The organism is Methanosarcina mangrovi (assembly GCF_052057765.1).
Lineage (GTDB): Archaea > Halobacteriota > Methanosarcinia > Methanosarcinales > Methanosarcinaceae > Methanosarcina.
Window position 1 is genome coordinate 4111640 of sequence record NZ_CP195120.1, and the last position, 12786, is coordinate 4124425.

The window sequence follows — 12786 nt, forward strand, 5'->3', positions numbered from 1 at the left end:
CCGTTCAGATCACGAGAAAGCTGACGACGGCATAAAAGATTAAATCCCCGAAAGTAACCGCGATAATAAAGCCTGCCGTAATTGAGAGCATGAAAGGCAGGCCCGGAGTAACCCAGACTTCTTTTTCGATCAGCCCTTTTTTTGCGTATTCTTCAAGCTCAGGCTTCCGGTTTGCATCAAAATTGAGCCCTGTCCGTGCAAACTTCCTGATGACAGTCCCGTTTTCGTCAAGCTCGAACTTTTCAAGCAGCCCCAGGTGCTCCTTATTTTTCAGGGAAGACACGTCAGTCCTGTACCCTAGAAACATGTAGAAGGGCTTTTTGAGCATCCCGGGCGAGAAATGCAGGAGGTTGTAGCAGAACATCCCGAAAGGCACGAGGGTGGTTACCAGAAGAGCATTTTCCAGCACAGTGAAGGCAAAGAGCCCTATAGGAGGCAGCCCGAGCAGGGGATAGACCTTTCCCGAGAGCTGGAAAACCGGATAGAGCGGAAATAAGATAGAAAGCACTATCAGCCCCTTTGCATCCCCACCCCCGAAGGCTCCGAGCTGGAAAAGGATGTAAATCGAAAGGAAAACAATAACTCCCGAAAAAATAAGGGCCTTAAGATAGGAAACACCTCCGGTAAAAACTTCATATAGAACAAATACCGAACCCAATGCAAGCATGTATTTCCACACCTTATTTGAGACTCTGCGCTCCTTCAGGTCGGTATAGCACGAGTAGAACAAAAACGGCATGGTAAAGAGGATTTTCAGGATTTCTATCATACAAACCAGACAATTAAATTATTTCTATAGTTATTAACATTATTACTTATTTACTTCTTTACTTTATCGCCTGACTAAAAACCCTCGAAATATACAAAGGAACCGAAACCCCCTTGCCAAAAAGATAAAAAAGTACTCCCATAACAGGCCCGGGCAAGCCCAAAACCAGCCCGCAAGCGATAAGCTTATACATAAGAAGTTCTATTTTATGGTTGCTTAACCCTTATTAGTTTTCAATTTTTCTTAATGGGCTCGTGGTCTAGACGGTTATGACGTCGCCTTCACACGGCGGAGGTCCTGAGTTCGAATCTCAGCGGGCCCACTCTCTGTTTTTTGGCTTTATCTTCCTTATTTTCCGATTCAAAGAATATATTGAGCTTTTTTCTAATGCTTCTTATTCTTGCTTCGAGGTCGGGTTTATCTTAGAGGCTGTCTTAAAATTAAATAATCCTTTTCTCTTGGTTTTTCTTCGATGTCAAAACGATCTATAAGGCTTCCTTATCCCAGTGATTTATCCAACAGAGAATGGAAAATAATTAATCCTTATTTTCCTGATCTCAAAACAAATCGAGGTAGAAAACGTGTTCATTCTTATCGAGAAATATTGAATGCTATCTTCTATTTGTTACGTTCTGGTTGTGCTTGGCGAATGCTACCTCACGAATTTCCACCCTGGAAAACTGTTTACCATTACTTTCGTCTTTGGCGTATTTATGGAATTTGGGAACATATCAATACTGTTCTGAGAATAGAACTGAGAATTGCATATGGTAGAGAACCAGAGCCAAGTGCTGCAATTTTAGATAGCCAATCTGTTAAAACCACAGAAACTCCAGGAGTCCGTGGGTATGATGCTGGCAAGAAAGTGAAAGGGAGAAAGCGTCACATTCTGGTAGATACAATAGGGTTACTGTTGATGGTTGTGGTTCATACAGCAGATATCCAGGATCGAGATGGTGCTAGACTTGTTCTGGAACAAGTTAATGGAGCATTCCCTCGATTACAGCTTATTTGGGCTGACGCTGGTTATTCAGGTAAACTGATTGAGTGGGTCAAGATAACATGTGGATGGGTACTAGAAATAGTTAAGCGTAGAGATAATATCAAAGAATTTCAAGTACTTCCACATAGATGGATAGTAGAGCGGACGTTTGGATGGCTAGGTAGATATCGAAGGTTAAGTAAAGACTACGAAGGATTAACAGAATCAAGTCAAGCATTGATATATGCGGCTATGATCAGAATAATGATTAAAAGAATCGCTAATATCAAGAATTAAAGAGAAGGAGAATAATTTTAAGACACGCTCTTAGGGTTGTTAAACTTTAAGTTCACAGTTGACCTCTTTTTAAAGAACAATTAAATAAACAGAATTATCGTTTTACTAAGAAGGAAAACAATAATGACTGAAAGAACTGAAAAAGAAAAAGCAGCCCAGGGTTTATTATATAATGCAAGCTATGATAAAGAACTGATCGATGAACGAGCTTATTGTAAAGCACTTTGCTACGAATATAATCGGCTTCATCCAGCAAAAATTGGGGAAAGGACAACTTTAATTCAGAAACTTTTTGGCAAAACCAGCGATTCTTTTCTTATTGAGCCGCCATTTATATGCGACTATGGCTACAACATAGAAATAGGCAACAATTTCTATGCAAATCACAATTGTATTATCCTTGACGGAGCAAAGGTTGTTTTTGGGGATAATGTAATGATCGCTCCACACTGTGGCTTCTATACAGCTGGACATCCGCTTGATGCAGAACGTCGTAATGCAGGACTGGAATATGCTTATCCAATTAAAGTCGGGAGCAATGTATGGGTAGGCGGGAATGTTGTTGTACTACCTGGGGTAACTATAGGAGATAATACTGTCATCGGCGCTGGAAGTGTTGTGACAAAAGATATTCCGCCTGGCGTTGTTGCCGTTGGGAATCCTTGCAGGGTTATTCGTGAGATTATCGATGAAGATAAGAAGTTTTAATTTGTTTTTGTTGGTCTGGCTCTCGAATTTAAATGTAGATCGAAAATATGTGCATTAAATAGGATATTTTCCTTCTCTGCTTCTATACAGCCTTCACACGGTGGAGGTCCTGAGTTCGAATCTCAGCGGGCCCATTTTTTCTTTTAAGCGTCCCCTAGAACTTACTTTGTTGATTTTAAGAGTTCATCAGGCTTTTATTCCAGGTTTTCAAGTTTTTTAAGAATAGATAATTGTCTGCATAAGCAGACAATTATTTCAGTTATTACTCACCGCTTCCGTTAATTGTGAGCATGATCTCCTTAAAATTTGCCGGCGAAGCCTCCATATTCTCGATGATTTCATTTGCAAGAATATCAGGGTCAGGCAGGTTATCGAGGTCAGCTAGACTTTTGTCTTTGAGCCAGAAAATATCAAGATTCGTTTTATACCTCACCACTATTTCATCATAGCTGAATTTCCGGAACCTGCCTTCGGGAGATTCTTCACTCCACTTTTCTCCCAACCCCATATCTGGAGTTAACGCAAGTCTTCGGAAAATAATGGAAAAACCACTATTAATAGAGAATTCCACTGACGAATTCTCGTTTTCAGCCACAGTCTATTATTATCAATTTTGGAGTACTTTTAAGATGTCAGATGATCAAATAATTGTCTACTTTTGTTATTAAGGGATTAAGTCAAAAATATAAACTGTGTGAAGGCATATACACTTATTAGAATTACAAATAAAGAAGAGTCTCAAAAACACTGTAGCATCGAAAAATTAACCGGGAATGATTGAGATTGCGAATTTTAATATTTATTCTGACGATATTTCTTATTTTTAGTGGATGCGTTGAAGAAAATAATGCCAATCAATCAAATGAGTCAGCATATCAAGAATCAGTAAATCTATCATCAACAACCCTGTCATCCGAAGAAGAAAATATCCCTGAAATTGAAGTGACATCCTTTTCAAGCATTTATATGCATGATAATTCGGAAAATGTATTAAGATACCTATTTAGTTGGGATAATGTTCCTGGGAACGAAAGTGATTATCTCAGCGAATACCTCAGGAATGATCTGGGAATTGATTGGGTAAGAAACGCGCAGAACATTAAAACCGATGACAATAATACTATCCGGGTTTTTACGCCCGATAATTCTCTGGAGTTAAAGCTTTCAGATGATAAAAAAACTGTTTTAATAACCCCCGATGACATCCAATTAAAAGTAAAAGACGAAAATGGTAAGCTTTGCATATACAAAATTGAAGAATACCGTGGTTCAAGTGATCCCGCAGAAGTCAATCTCGGATATAATCTCAATGAAAGGTATTACGCGATATACGGTCTTTCAATAAAGAATAACGGTTCAAAAAACCTCGACTTCAAATTAAATGAACTTCATCTGCGTGACGGAGATCAGAGATTTAATACTACAACTCTTGACCCTTACGGTTTTTATGAAAGACCGAGGCTTGATGTGCTTTCAAGCCTCAAAAAAGAAAATAAAATTGAAAATACGACTCTATCTCCCGGACAAACTATAAACGGGTCCGTGGCTTTTCAGGTTAATTCGTTTTATAATGAATCATTTTTACTGATGTATAAAAAAACCCCTGTTTCTTCAGCATCTCTCGAAAAAAGTATAAAAACTTTAAGAATGGCAGAACGTTTCAATTACTCAACGATATTTGGCGTACCGCCTTATTCAGAAGAAACTGATGACTTAAACCGTGATGGTACTCCGTTTTTTTGCAATTGGGTAAACAGGAGTGTATTTGAATTCTTCAATAAGGCAGATTCGGAGAACATGATGAGGTCTTCTCCCTCCTCTCTCAGTGGCATCAGATGGACCAAAATTGTCTATGCATTGGAAGTCAAACCTGATATAAACATAACAACGCTTCCAGTAAAAAATAGGGACTCACATACATACAGTCTTCTTGCTGTTGATGATGCCAGAGAGGAACTAATTAACACATACGATATTGAAAAAATAGCATTTCTAAGAAATGGAACCTATAAGCACTATTCCAGAAATTCTCAAGATGTCCCACAGATGAATTTAACTAACCACATATTCGTCAGAACTTCATTTGAACGTACTTATGGAACTCCTATGAACGTTTACGCTTCGATTAATAACCAGAATCTTATACTGGACGACAATCGAAATGCAATTGTAGTGAGATATAGTGATGGAGGTTACCATTTCGTATAATATGAAGATGTTATACTGAATGGATAAGTCAGTATATCAGTGACCAGTATTTCTGTTCATTTTGTCTCAAAACAGTTTCATGATATTGTTTGTAAAATATCTGAAACAAAAAGCTATGAAAAGCAGTAAAAGAAGAGAAAACAACAAAACAAAATCTATACGCTTTAACTTTAATTAAAAGAGTGAATAAAGGGTTCACAAGGTTTGGTCTGCAACAATGAAGTTTATTGCAGGATCGGATTTCACTCAGTCCTGAATTTGCTCCATTTTACAGCTTACACGTCAATGAAGTTTATTATGGGATCAGCTTTCAGACTGTCCTGAATTTGCTTCATCTCGCAGTTTACGCCATAAATGAAGTATATTACGGGATCGGTTTTCAAACCGTGCTGCATTTGCTTCATTTTATGCTTACGCGTCAATGAAGTATATTACGGGATCAGATTTTACTCTGTCCTGAATTTGCTCCACCTCGCAGTAAAAGCATCATGAAGTAGATTTCGAGATATAGGTTTTCAAGCCTTCCCGAATTTGCTCCACCTTATAGCTACGCGTTAATGAAGTATATACTGGATCAGCTTTCAGGCTGTCCTTAATTTGCCTCATTTTAAGCTTACGCGTCAATGAAGTAGATTTCGAGATCGGTTTTCAAGCCGTCTTGAATTTGCTTCATTTACAGCTTACGTGTCAATGAAGTTTATTGCGAGACCAGGTTTTACTCTGTCCTGAATTTGCTTCACTTTACAGCTTAGTTCCTTGTGAACAATATATAATATGTAAGTTCAAATATAAAATACTGGCGGTGATATTACCTGGAGTAATATATTCCATTAGTTTTTTTAAGTTAACTTCTCAGACGCGGAACTATATGTATTAATATGATATTAAGATCATATTAATATGATATTATGGTAAAAGCTATCATTAACATCGATGATCACACAAACAGAATTCTGAACATAGTTAAAGCAAAGTACGGGCTAAAAGATAAAAGTGCAGCCATTATTAAAATGGCTGAAGAGTATGAAGAAGTGATTTTGGAGCCAGAGTTAAAACCCGAACACATTAAAAAATTGAGAGAAATAGAAAAAATTGAAGCGACAGAAGTAGGCACAGTTGAAAACTTGAGAAAACGATATGGTCTCTGATTTTTATGTATAATCTAAAAAATCAGAGCGGAGCTTGATAGTAAATTTGCAAGGTTAGCAATCATCGTAAAGGTAACTTCTATGCTCCGGGATCTGGTTGTCACTCATTGTTTTACCCGCAGTTCTTTTTCATCTTTTTTTCTTGGATTTTAATATCGAGGCTGGTACCCTATAGTTATGACCAAAATTAGAATGACCAAAATTAGAGGTTCACAATTAATAGAAACTTTTTCCCATAGTCGCAGCAAATAGTGGTTATGAAACCTCTAAATAACGAGTATTTAGGTTAAGGAAGAATTAGTGAGAAAGTCCCTTCCAAACTTCCCTCAAAAGCCTTACTAAGCATTTTCTCTAAATGGATTTTATTTGTAAATATTATCTAAAAGAAATATTAAGTAAAATATAAAAATAACATAATTACATAAGGGGATTTATGAGAAAAATAATTAAAAATGCAAAAATTTATACAATGTCAGAGTCTGGAATACTGGAAAATGCAGATATACTTATTGAAGATAATAAAATAGCAGAGATAGGCAGAATAAGTGAAGAAGCAGACGATATAATTGATGCAAGTGGTAAACTTGTTTTCCCGGGATTTATAGATGCACACTCACATGTCGGAATTTATGAGGATTCTATGGGCTTTGAAGGTGCAGACGCTAATGAAGATACCGATCCTGTTATGCCCCATCTCAGAGCAATCGATGGAATAAATCCTTGTGACATTTCTTTCAGCGAAGCCTTAAGTACCGGGATTACTGCAACTGCAACAGGTCCGGGAAGTGCTAATGTTATTGGTGGACAGTTTGCTGCAATAAAAACCTATGGTACAAGAATAGACAATATGATAATTAAAGCACCTGTTGCAATGAAAGTTGCTTTTGGGGAAAATCCCAAAAGAGTTTATAAAGAGAAAAATAAGACTCCTACAACTCGAATAGCAACAGCAGCCATGTTAAGAGAAGTCCTTTTTAAGACAGCTGAATATATGTCTAAAAAAGAGAAATCTGCTGCAAAAAATGAAGACGGACCTGAATTCAATATCAAATTTGAAAGCCTGATTCCGGTCTTGAAAGGTGAAATTCCGTTAAAAGCTCATGCACACAGGGCCGATGATATATATACTGCAATTAGAATCGCCAAAGAGTTTAACCTGAATCTCACATTAGAGCATGTAACTGACGGATACTTGATGCTTGAAGAGCTTAAAAAAGAAAAATATCCATGTATAGTCGGACCTAATCTTGCCGGACGGACAAAAATAGAACTTAAGAACTTAAGCTTTAAAAATCCGGGGATGTTATCAAAGAATGGCATAATGGTCGCAATTATGACAGACCATCCTGTAATCCCGATCCAGTATCTTGTTTTGTGTGCTACACTATCTGTTAAAGACGGAATGGATGAATATGAAGCTCTTAAAGCAATAACCATAAACCCTGCCAAAATATTGGGCATAGATGGCAGGGTCGGCAGTATTGAAAAGGGCAAGGACGCTGATATAGTCATTATGAACGGTCACCCATTTGATACATTTTCTACCACTCACATGGTTTTGGTAGATGGTGAGATCGCTTATAAGGCAGAGGAATGAAATGCTTAAATGGAAAGTTAAGTCTCAAAATTAAGTATCAAAAATAACTAAGCATTTGAGTAATCACTTTCCTCTTTCTCCTTTAATTTTTGTGAGGTAAAGTTGCTTTTGTTAACGAATTTACTATCAAAAGCTTAAAAGCTTATTACTACGCAAATTGCAGTTAAAATTAGCTTGCTATGCAATAGTTAAATGAGTCCTCAGCGGAGGTCCAGAGTTCGAATCTCAGCGGGCCCACTTCTTTTTTGTATTTATTTTCCTTGTTTTTGGATTTAGATTCCCAGAATAGCTTCATTTTTCTTTTTGCTTCTTAATTACCTTTCTTACTTTCCTTTCTTAAGAATATAGCAAATAAACTAGCTATCCCACCAATCACTTCAAAACTAGGAGTATTTGCATTTTGGGTCTTCTCAGGCGCCTGTTCAACATTTGATACGGCAGTTATATTTTCGTGTTTAAAATCCTGAGTACTATTTCCAGGCTTTATTGAAGTCTCAGATTTAGTTTTCGTATCCATCGAGCTGCTGGCTGAACTACTGCTGACAACTGTAGTATTGCCTTTGCTATGAGAAGTTGAAACTATAGACTGCCCAAAGCCACAGGGCCATTTTCCTACTTTCACAGTTGCTGTAGCAGTGTTTCCTGTCGTGTCAATTACAGAGACAGTTTTACCACCGGAATTAGCCACATATACCTTTCTTCCATCGGGGGTGGCTGAAACTCCAAAAGGCCATAGTCCTACATCTACCGTATCTGTAACAGTGTCGGTTGCTGTGTCAATTATAGAGACAGTGGTGACTTCTGTCACATACACTTTTTCCCCATCTGGAGTTATTGCAATCCCTAAAGGATCTCTTACATCCACTGTGGCTATAACAGTATTTGTGGTTGTATCAATTACAGAGATAGAGCTGCCCCAGTAATTCGCCACATAAACCTTTTTCCCATCTGGAGTTACTGCCAATCCCCGAGGACTACGTCCTGCTTTCACGGTGGCTGTAACAGTATTTGTTGCTGTATCGATTACAGAGACAGAATTACTTTTAGCATTCGTATTCGAGATATATACCTTTGTTCCGTCTGGCGCGGCTACAGCCCCAAAAGGTCCGTCACCTACATTTATTGTGGCTACAACAGTATCGGTTGAAGTGTCGATTACAGAGACAGTATCGTCTTCGTAGTTCGCCACATACGCTTTTGTCCCATCAGGGGGAACTGCAATTCCCCGAGGACTAGCTCCTACTTTCACGGTGGCTGTAACAGTATTTGTTTTGGTATCAATTACAGAAACAGTGGTTTTGTCGGAATTCGCCACGTATACTTTTGTTCCATCAGGGGTAGTTGCAACTCCATAAGGTTTGTCTCCTACGTCCACTGTGGCTATAACAGTATCTGTTGCCGTGTCAATTACAGAAACATCATTGGTGCGTAAGTTTGTAATATATGCAAATGGTGCCGCTCCTGCGATACTTACCAATATTAAAAGCACTAGCACAGATACTCCTAAAACTCTAATGAAAACACAACCCCTTCCTGTTTCATCATGTTTCATTTCTTTCATTTTAAACCTCAGGCATTAATTGTGTACTAACACTATAAATAAAGTATAAACGTTGGATGATATAACATTTTTCTCCAAAAAGAGGTAGCTTATCCAAAAAAGAAAATGTTGATATTTAATTTTAAAACACTTATACTATTTTTCATGGGCTAAATAATATAGAAAATTCTGGACGTATCAAAACATACACAATAATTACCTTGAAATTGCCAAATTACACAGCGGAGGTCCCGAGTTCGAATCTCAGAGGGCCCATTTACCTTTTTTGTATCCTCCACATCTCTGGAAATAATAATATTCAGGACATCTCGTCCTTGATACCTGCAGACAATAAAAAAGAGACATGTCAATTTTAACCGGGTCTTCATCCCTTACAAGCAATACTGCAGCATTTTCTTCATTCTCTATAAAAAAGTAAATTTAAGAGACTCTTATTCAGTTAAATGCCATCAAATTCATGGAACAGCAATGCTTAGATCCAATGAACCATCGCGATGCGCATCTATATCGACATATAAGATCGCTACATCACTCAAATCTCCGAGGACAACTTCAGTTTCTGTAGTATTGTTATCCAATGTAACTTCAATGCGTGTCCTATCTGCCAATCCAATTGACGATTCGCTTTCTATTTTTTCATCTGGAGCTAAAAGATATGATTCGTTAAATATGGAGGTATTTTTGGAGTCAAATAATTCTACAGTGACTTCATGATTTATACTTCCGTGGTTATTTATGATATACAAAGTATAGCCTTCTTTTTTGTCAGAAGGAAAATTACTTTCATTTTGGGCGGTTGTTTGTTCAGTTGGAGGAACTGGTGCAGGAGGTTCTGTGGGCTGTTCAGCTGACGATGTTTCTTCAGTAAGATTTGCCTCTGAAGAAGTATCGGCAGAATCCGTGCATCCGGCTGCTATAAGTGTTAAGGATAGGCAGATGATTGTGACAATCAGCTGTGAGGATTTCATAAGGATATTAACGCGTCAGAGATATTAGAAAGTTGCATTGAGGCTGATGTAAAATCTTTTTTCATCAAAAAGAAATCCTGGTGTTTTTTAAGCACCGAAAATTTGGTTGAGACTCGAAAGGCAATAGGTTACCAATTGCCAGCAGCTTCGAGTTCTCAAACTGCATTATTTTTTCCTGAGCCTCCATCCACCACAGAGGCAGATCAAACTTCCCAATAACCCAAATCCTGGAGTAGAGTTTTTCTTTCTCGGTCCATTTTCGTTTGAGCTATTATCATTATCAGATTCCGAATTATTATTGTTTGAATTATTGAGTTCGACGGCATTTATTTCTTCGGATGGTGTGTTTGCTGTATTTCCAACTTCTATATCTTCAGTTACGGTAGAGTTTGTTGTTATACTCTGATCAGTCACATCAGAATCCATAAAGGGTCCAATGGCAACTTTAGCAGGATAGATTCCTACTTTCACTGTATCTGTAACTCTACTTGTAGCGGCGTCAATTACAGAAACAGTGTGGCTTGCACAGTTCACAACATATACCTTTGTTCCATCTGGAGTGACTATAATTCCACAAGGTGCCTTTCCTACAGGCACAGTGGCTGTAACCTTGTTTGTGGATGTATCAATTATATTAACAGCACCTGTAAGCGAATTGCTGAGATACTGTATAGATACGTATACCTTTTTCCCATCCGGGCTTACTGCAACTCCACAAGGAATATCTCCTATGCTCACTGTGTCTGTAACTTCGTTTGTACTTATGTCAATTACAGAAATTGTAGCTGTAGAGTCACGATAAATATTGGAGTTCATCACATATGCCTTTGTTCCGTCCGGACTGACCGCAACCCCGAGAGAGTTGTTTCCTGTAGGTATCGTAGCTACAACAGTGTTTGTGGTTGTATCAATTACAGAGACTGTGCCTGTAAAGTTCGTTGAGTCACCGCCGGAATTCGTCACATATACCTTTTTTCCATCCGGGCTGACTGCAATTCCAAGAGGAAAGTTTCCTACTTTCACTGTGGCTGTGACCTTGTCTATGGTCGTGTCAATTACAGAAACAATATTGTTGCTGAAACTCGTCACATATGCCTTAGTCCCGTCCGGGCTGACTGCAATTTCTTGAGGATAAGTTCCTACTTTCACTGTGGTTATAACTTTATTTTTTGTGTTAGTGTTAATTATGGAAACCGTATCATCATATGAGTTAACCACGTATACCTTTTTTCCGTCCGGACTGACTGTAACTCCGGCAGGATGTTCTCCTACATCTACTGTGGTTGTAACCTTGTTTGTAGCTGTATCAATTATAGAGAGATTATTGCTGTCGGAGTTAGTAACGTATGCAAATGGAGTTGCACCTGCTACTCCTATCAGTATTAAAATCAGAAGTGCAGCTATTCCTGAAACTTTCATGATTTTAAGCTGCTTGTGTACCTTATTGGATGTAGCTACAGATGAGAGTAGACTCGAAAAAATAGCAATCTCCGTTGTTGATATAATTGTAACTTTCAATATCTCCAGGCAATGTTTATCTTTCATGCTCATACCTTATCAAAAATGTGGACTTGGGATCTTTTTCTAAAATCTTCATTAATTTAAGTCAATTTCAAGATAAAATAAACGAGTTACAAGAAGAATAATTTCAGGTGAAATAGTTAAATCTAATTTTCAGGCAGGCTCTTAGGTTGTGGGATCAAATGGAGGAAAAAGGTAATCAAACTGTACAGAAAAAATATTATCATTTTGTTCTAACTCATTTTTTATCCGTATTGCATCTTCTTTCGGAATCCAGTACGTCAGAGGTCCATCACTATAAAGAAAACGAATATCGCACCAGAGAAACTTTTCTACCCCAATACCATATTTGTCCAGTATTGAAAGAAATTTTTCGTCCTGAATCGCTTGTCCAGAGATCGGAAGAACGTAATAATCTTCTTTTCTGATAACGTGAGCAGGAGTGGATACAGTCCAATTTTTTTTATTAGTTTCTTTCATTTCGTCTACAAGTTTGAGTCTGATGTCACTCCAATTATCTTTGTCCGCCATTATGTAATAGTCTTCTGAAGAATTATCATATGTCATTCTATAGTTCCGAGTCATATTGCAGTTTTGAAGAATGGTTCTTACCTCTGACTCCGAAATTCCATCTTTAAATTGAATAGTCATACCACTTACTTGAGATTCAGGATCTGGTGTTTTTGTCTCCTCTACCGGTACTTTTACAAATAACCCCCAAAGCGCTACAAGAATTAGAAAAACAATAAAAATCGCAATTTCCTTGTTAATTTTGCTCATGTCAACACCTCAGAAATGAAGAAAGTTCGATAAACATTATAGACCAATTATTTGTATAACAAGCAACCTTCATTGATCATCGGTTAAGAAATTTTTTGCCTAAAACTATAGATTTTGTACCTGATATCTTCCTTCATTATTGATATTTTTACATGAAATCGAGATCATGCTTTAGTTCAGAATATATTCAACTTTTTGAAATTGGGCAGTGTAGCGAAAGTTCTGTAAACTTAAAGTCAATTTTTTG

At 37.6% G+C, this 12786-nt stretch carries 12 protein-coding genes, 1 tRNA gene and 1 pseudogene; 6 read left to right on the top strand and 8 right to left on the bottom strand.

The features are described 5' to 3' along the window. Positions 1-4: 4 nt before the first annotated feature. Positions 5-769, bottom strand: coding sequence for an A24 family peptidase C-terminal domain-containing protein (locus ACSAZL_RS18210; protein WP_440945994.1), 765 nt, complete (start codon positions 767-769; stop codon positions 5-7). A 248-nt stretch (positions 770-1017) separates the two neighbouring features. Here ACSAZL_RS18210 and ACSAZL_RS18215 point away from each other — a divergent pair. The 3 genes from ACSAZL_RS18215 to ACSAZL_RS18225 all read left to right on the top strand — a co-directional run bounded on the left by ACSAZL_RS18215 (position 1018) and on the right by ACSAZL_RS18225 (position 2756). Further along, a tRNA-Val gene (locus ACSAZL_RS18215) sits at positions 1018-1091 on the top strand. 150 nt (positions 1092-1241) lie between these two features. Next, the gene (locus tag ACSAZL_RS18220; RefSeq protein ID WP_440945022.1) at positions 1242-2048 is read left to right on the top strand and encodes an IS5 family transposase; all 807 of its coding nucleotides are present in this window, start codon (positions 1242-1244) and stop codon (positions 2046-2048) included. Positions 2049-2171: 123 nt separating this feature from the next. After that, the gene (locus ACSAZL_RS18225; protein WP_440945995.1) at positions 2172-2756 is read left to right on the top strand and encodes a sugar O-acetyltransferase; all 585 of its coding nucleotides are present in this window, start codon (positions 2172-2174) and stop codon (positions 2754-2756) included. 262 nt (positions 2757-3018) lie between these two features. Here ACSAZL_RS18225 and ACSAZL_RS18230 read toward each other — a convergent pair. Next, positions 3019-3252, bottom strand: a pseudogene (locus ACSAZL_RS18230) (SAM-dependent DNA methyltransferase); the annotation flags it as partial. Positions 3253-3533: 281 nt separating this feature from the next. On the opposite strand from ACSAZL_RS18230, the gene ACSAZL_RS18235 reads away from it, so the two are divergent. Beyond that, positions 3534-4964: a hypothetical protein gene (locus ACSAZL_RS18235; RefSeq protein WP_440945996.1), complete on the top strand. Its 1431-nt coding sequence runs from the start codon at positions 3534-3536 to the stop codon at positions 4962-4964. A 275-nt stretch (positions 4965-5239) separates the two neighbouring features. Here the strand turns inward: ACSAZL_RS18235 and ACSAZL_RS18240 are convergent, their stop codons facing one another. Then, on the bottom strand, positions 5240-5368 hold the full coding sequence (locus ACSAZL_RS18240) for a hypothetical protein (RefSeq protein WP_440945997.1): 129 nt from the start codon (positions 5366-5368) through the stop codon (positions 5240-5242). 504 nt (positions 5369-5872) lie between these two features. Between ACSAZL_RS18240 and ACSAZL_RS18245 the strand changes: the two genes are divergently transcribed. Next, a complete protein-coding gene (locus ACSAZL_RS18245) occupies positions 5873-6112 on the top strand; it encodes a DUF2683 family protein (protein WP_440945998.1) in 240 nt (79 codons plus the stop codon). 433 nt (positions 6113-6545) lie between these two features. Beyond that, complete coding sequence (locus tag ACSAZL_RS18250) at positions 6546-7709, top strand: amidohydrolase (protein WP_440945999.1); 1164 nt, start codon at positions 6546-6548, stop codon at positions 7707-7709. A gap of 310 nt (positions 7710-8019) precedes the next feature. On the opposite strand, the gene ACSAZL_RS18255 is transcribed toward ACSAZL_RS18250, so the two are convergent. From ACSAZL_RS18255 to ACSAZL_RS18275, 5 genes are all read right to left on the bottom strand, one after another. Then, complete coding sequence (locus tag ACSAZL_RS18255) at positions 8020-9270, bottom strand: YVTN family beta-propeller repeat protein (protein WP_440946000.1); 1251 nt, start codon at positions 9268-9270, stop codon at positions 8020-8022. A gap of 243 nt (positions 9271-9513) precedes the next feature. Next, positions 9514-9651: a hypothetical protein gene (locus ACSAZL_RS18260; RefSeq protein WP_440946001.1), complete on the bottom strand. Its 138-nt coding sequence runs from the start codon at positions 9649-9651 to the stop codon at positions 9514-9516. Positions 9652-9725: 74 nt separating this feature from the next. Next, entirely contained in the window at positions 9726-10238 is a 513-nt protein-coding gene (locus tag ACSAZL_RS18265; protein ID WP_440946002.1) for a hypothetical protein, read from the bottom strand. 165 nt (positions 10239-10403) lie between these two features. Further along, positions 10404-11783: a YVTN family beta-propeller repeat protein gene (locus ACSAZL_RS18270; protein ID WP_440946003.1), complete on the bottom strand. Its 1380-nt coding sequence runs from the start codon at positions 11781-11783 to the stop codon at positions 10404-10406. Between the two features lie 141 nt (positions 11784-11924). After that, positions 11925-12539 (bottom strand): UPF0228 family protein, encoded by a 615-nt coding sequence (locus tag ACSAZL_RS18275; RefSeq protein WP_440946004.1) that lies wholly within the window; start codon positions 12537-12539, stop codon positions 11925-11927. Between the last annotated feature and the right edge of the window lie 247 nt (positions 12540-12786).

Coding starts and splice junctions, on each gene's coding strand:
- ACSAZL_RS18210 (WP_440945994.1), bottom strand. CDS start 769: ATGATAGAAATCCTGAAAATCCTCTTTACCATGCCGTTTTTGTTCTAC.
- ACSAZL_RS18220 (WP_440945022.1), top strand. CDS start 1,242: ATGTCAAAACGATCTATAAGGCTTCCTTATCCCAGTGATTTATCCAAC.
- ACSAZL_RS18225 (WP_440945995.1), top strand. CDS start 2,172: ATGACTGAAAGAACTGAAAAAGAAAAAGCAGCCCAGGGTTTATTATAT.
- ACSAZL_RS18240 (WP_440945997.1), bottom strand. CDS start 5,368: ATGAAGCAAATGCAGCACGGTTTGAAAACCGATCCCGTAATATACTTC.
- ACSAZL_RS18245 (WP_440945998.1), top strand. CDS start 5,873: ATGGTAAAAGCTATCATTAACATCGATGATCACACAAACAGAATTCTG.
- ACSAZL_RS18250 (WP_440945999.1), top strand. CDS start 6,546: ATGAGAAAAATAATTAAAAATGCAAAAATTTATACAATGTCAGAGTCT.
- ACSAZL_RS18255 (WP_440946000.1), bottom strand. CDS start 9,270: ATGAAAGAAATGAAACATGATGAAACAGGAAGGGGTTGTGTTTTCATT.
- ACSAZL_RS18265 (WP_440946002.1), bottom strand. CDS start 10,238: ATGAAATCCTCACAGCTGATTGTCACAATCATCTGCCTATCCTTAACA.
- ACSAZL_RS18270 (WP_440946003.1), bottom strand. CDS start 11,783: ATGAAAGATAAACATTGCCTGGAGATATTGAAAGTTACAATTATATCA.
- ACSAZL_RS18275 (WP_440946004.1), bottom strand. CDS start 12,539: ATGAGCAAAATTAACAAGGAAATTGCGATTTTTATTGTTTTTCTAATT.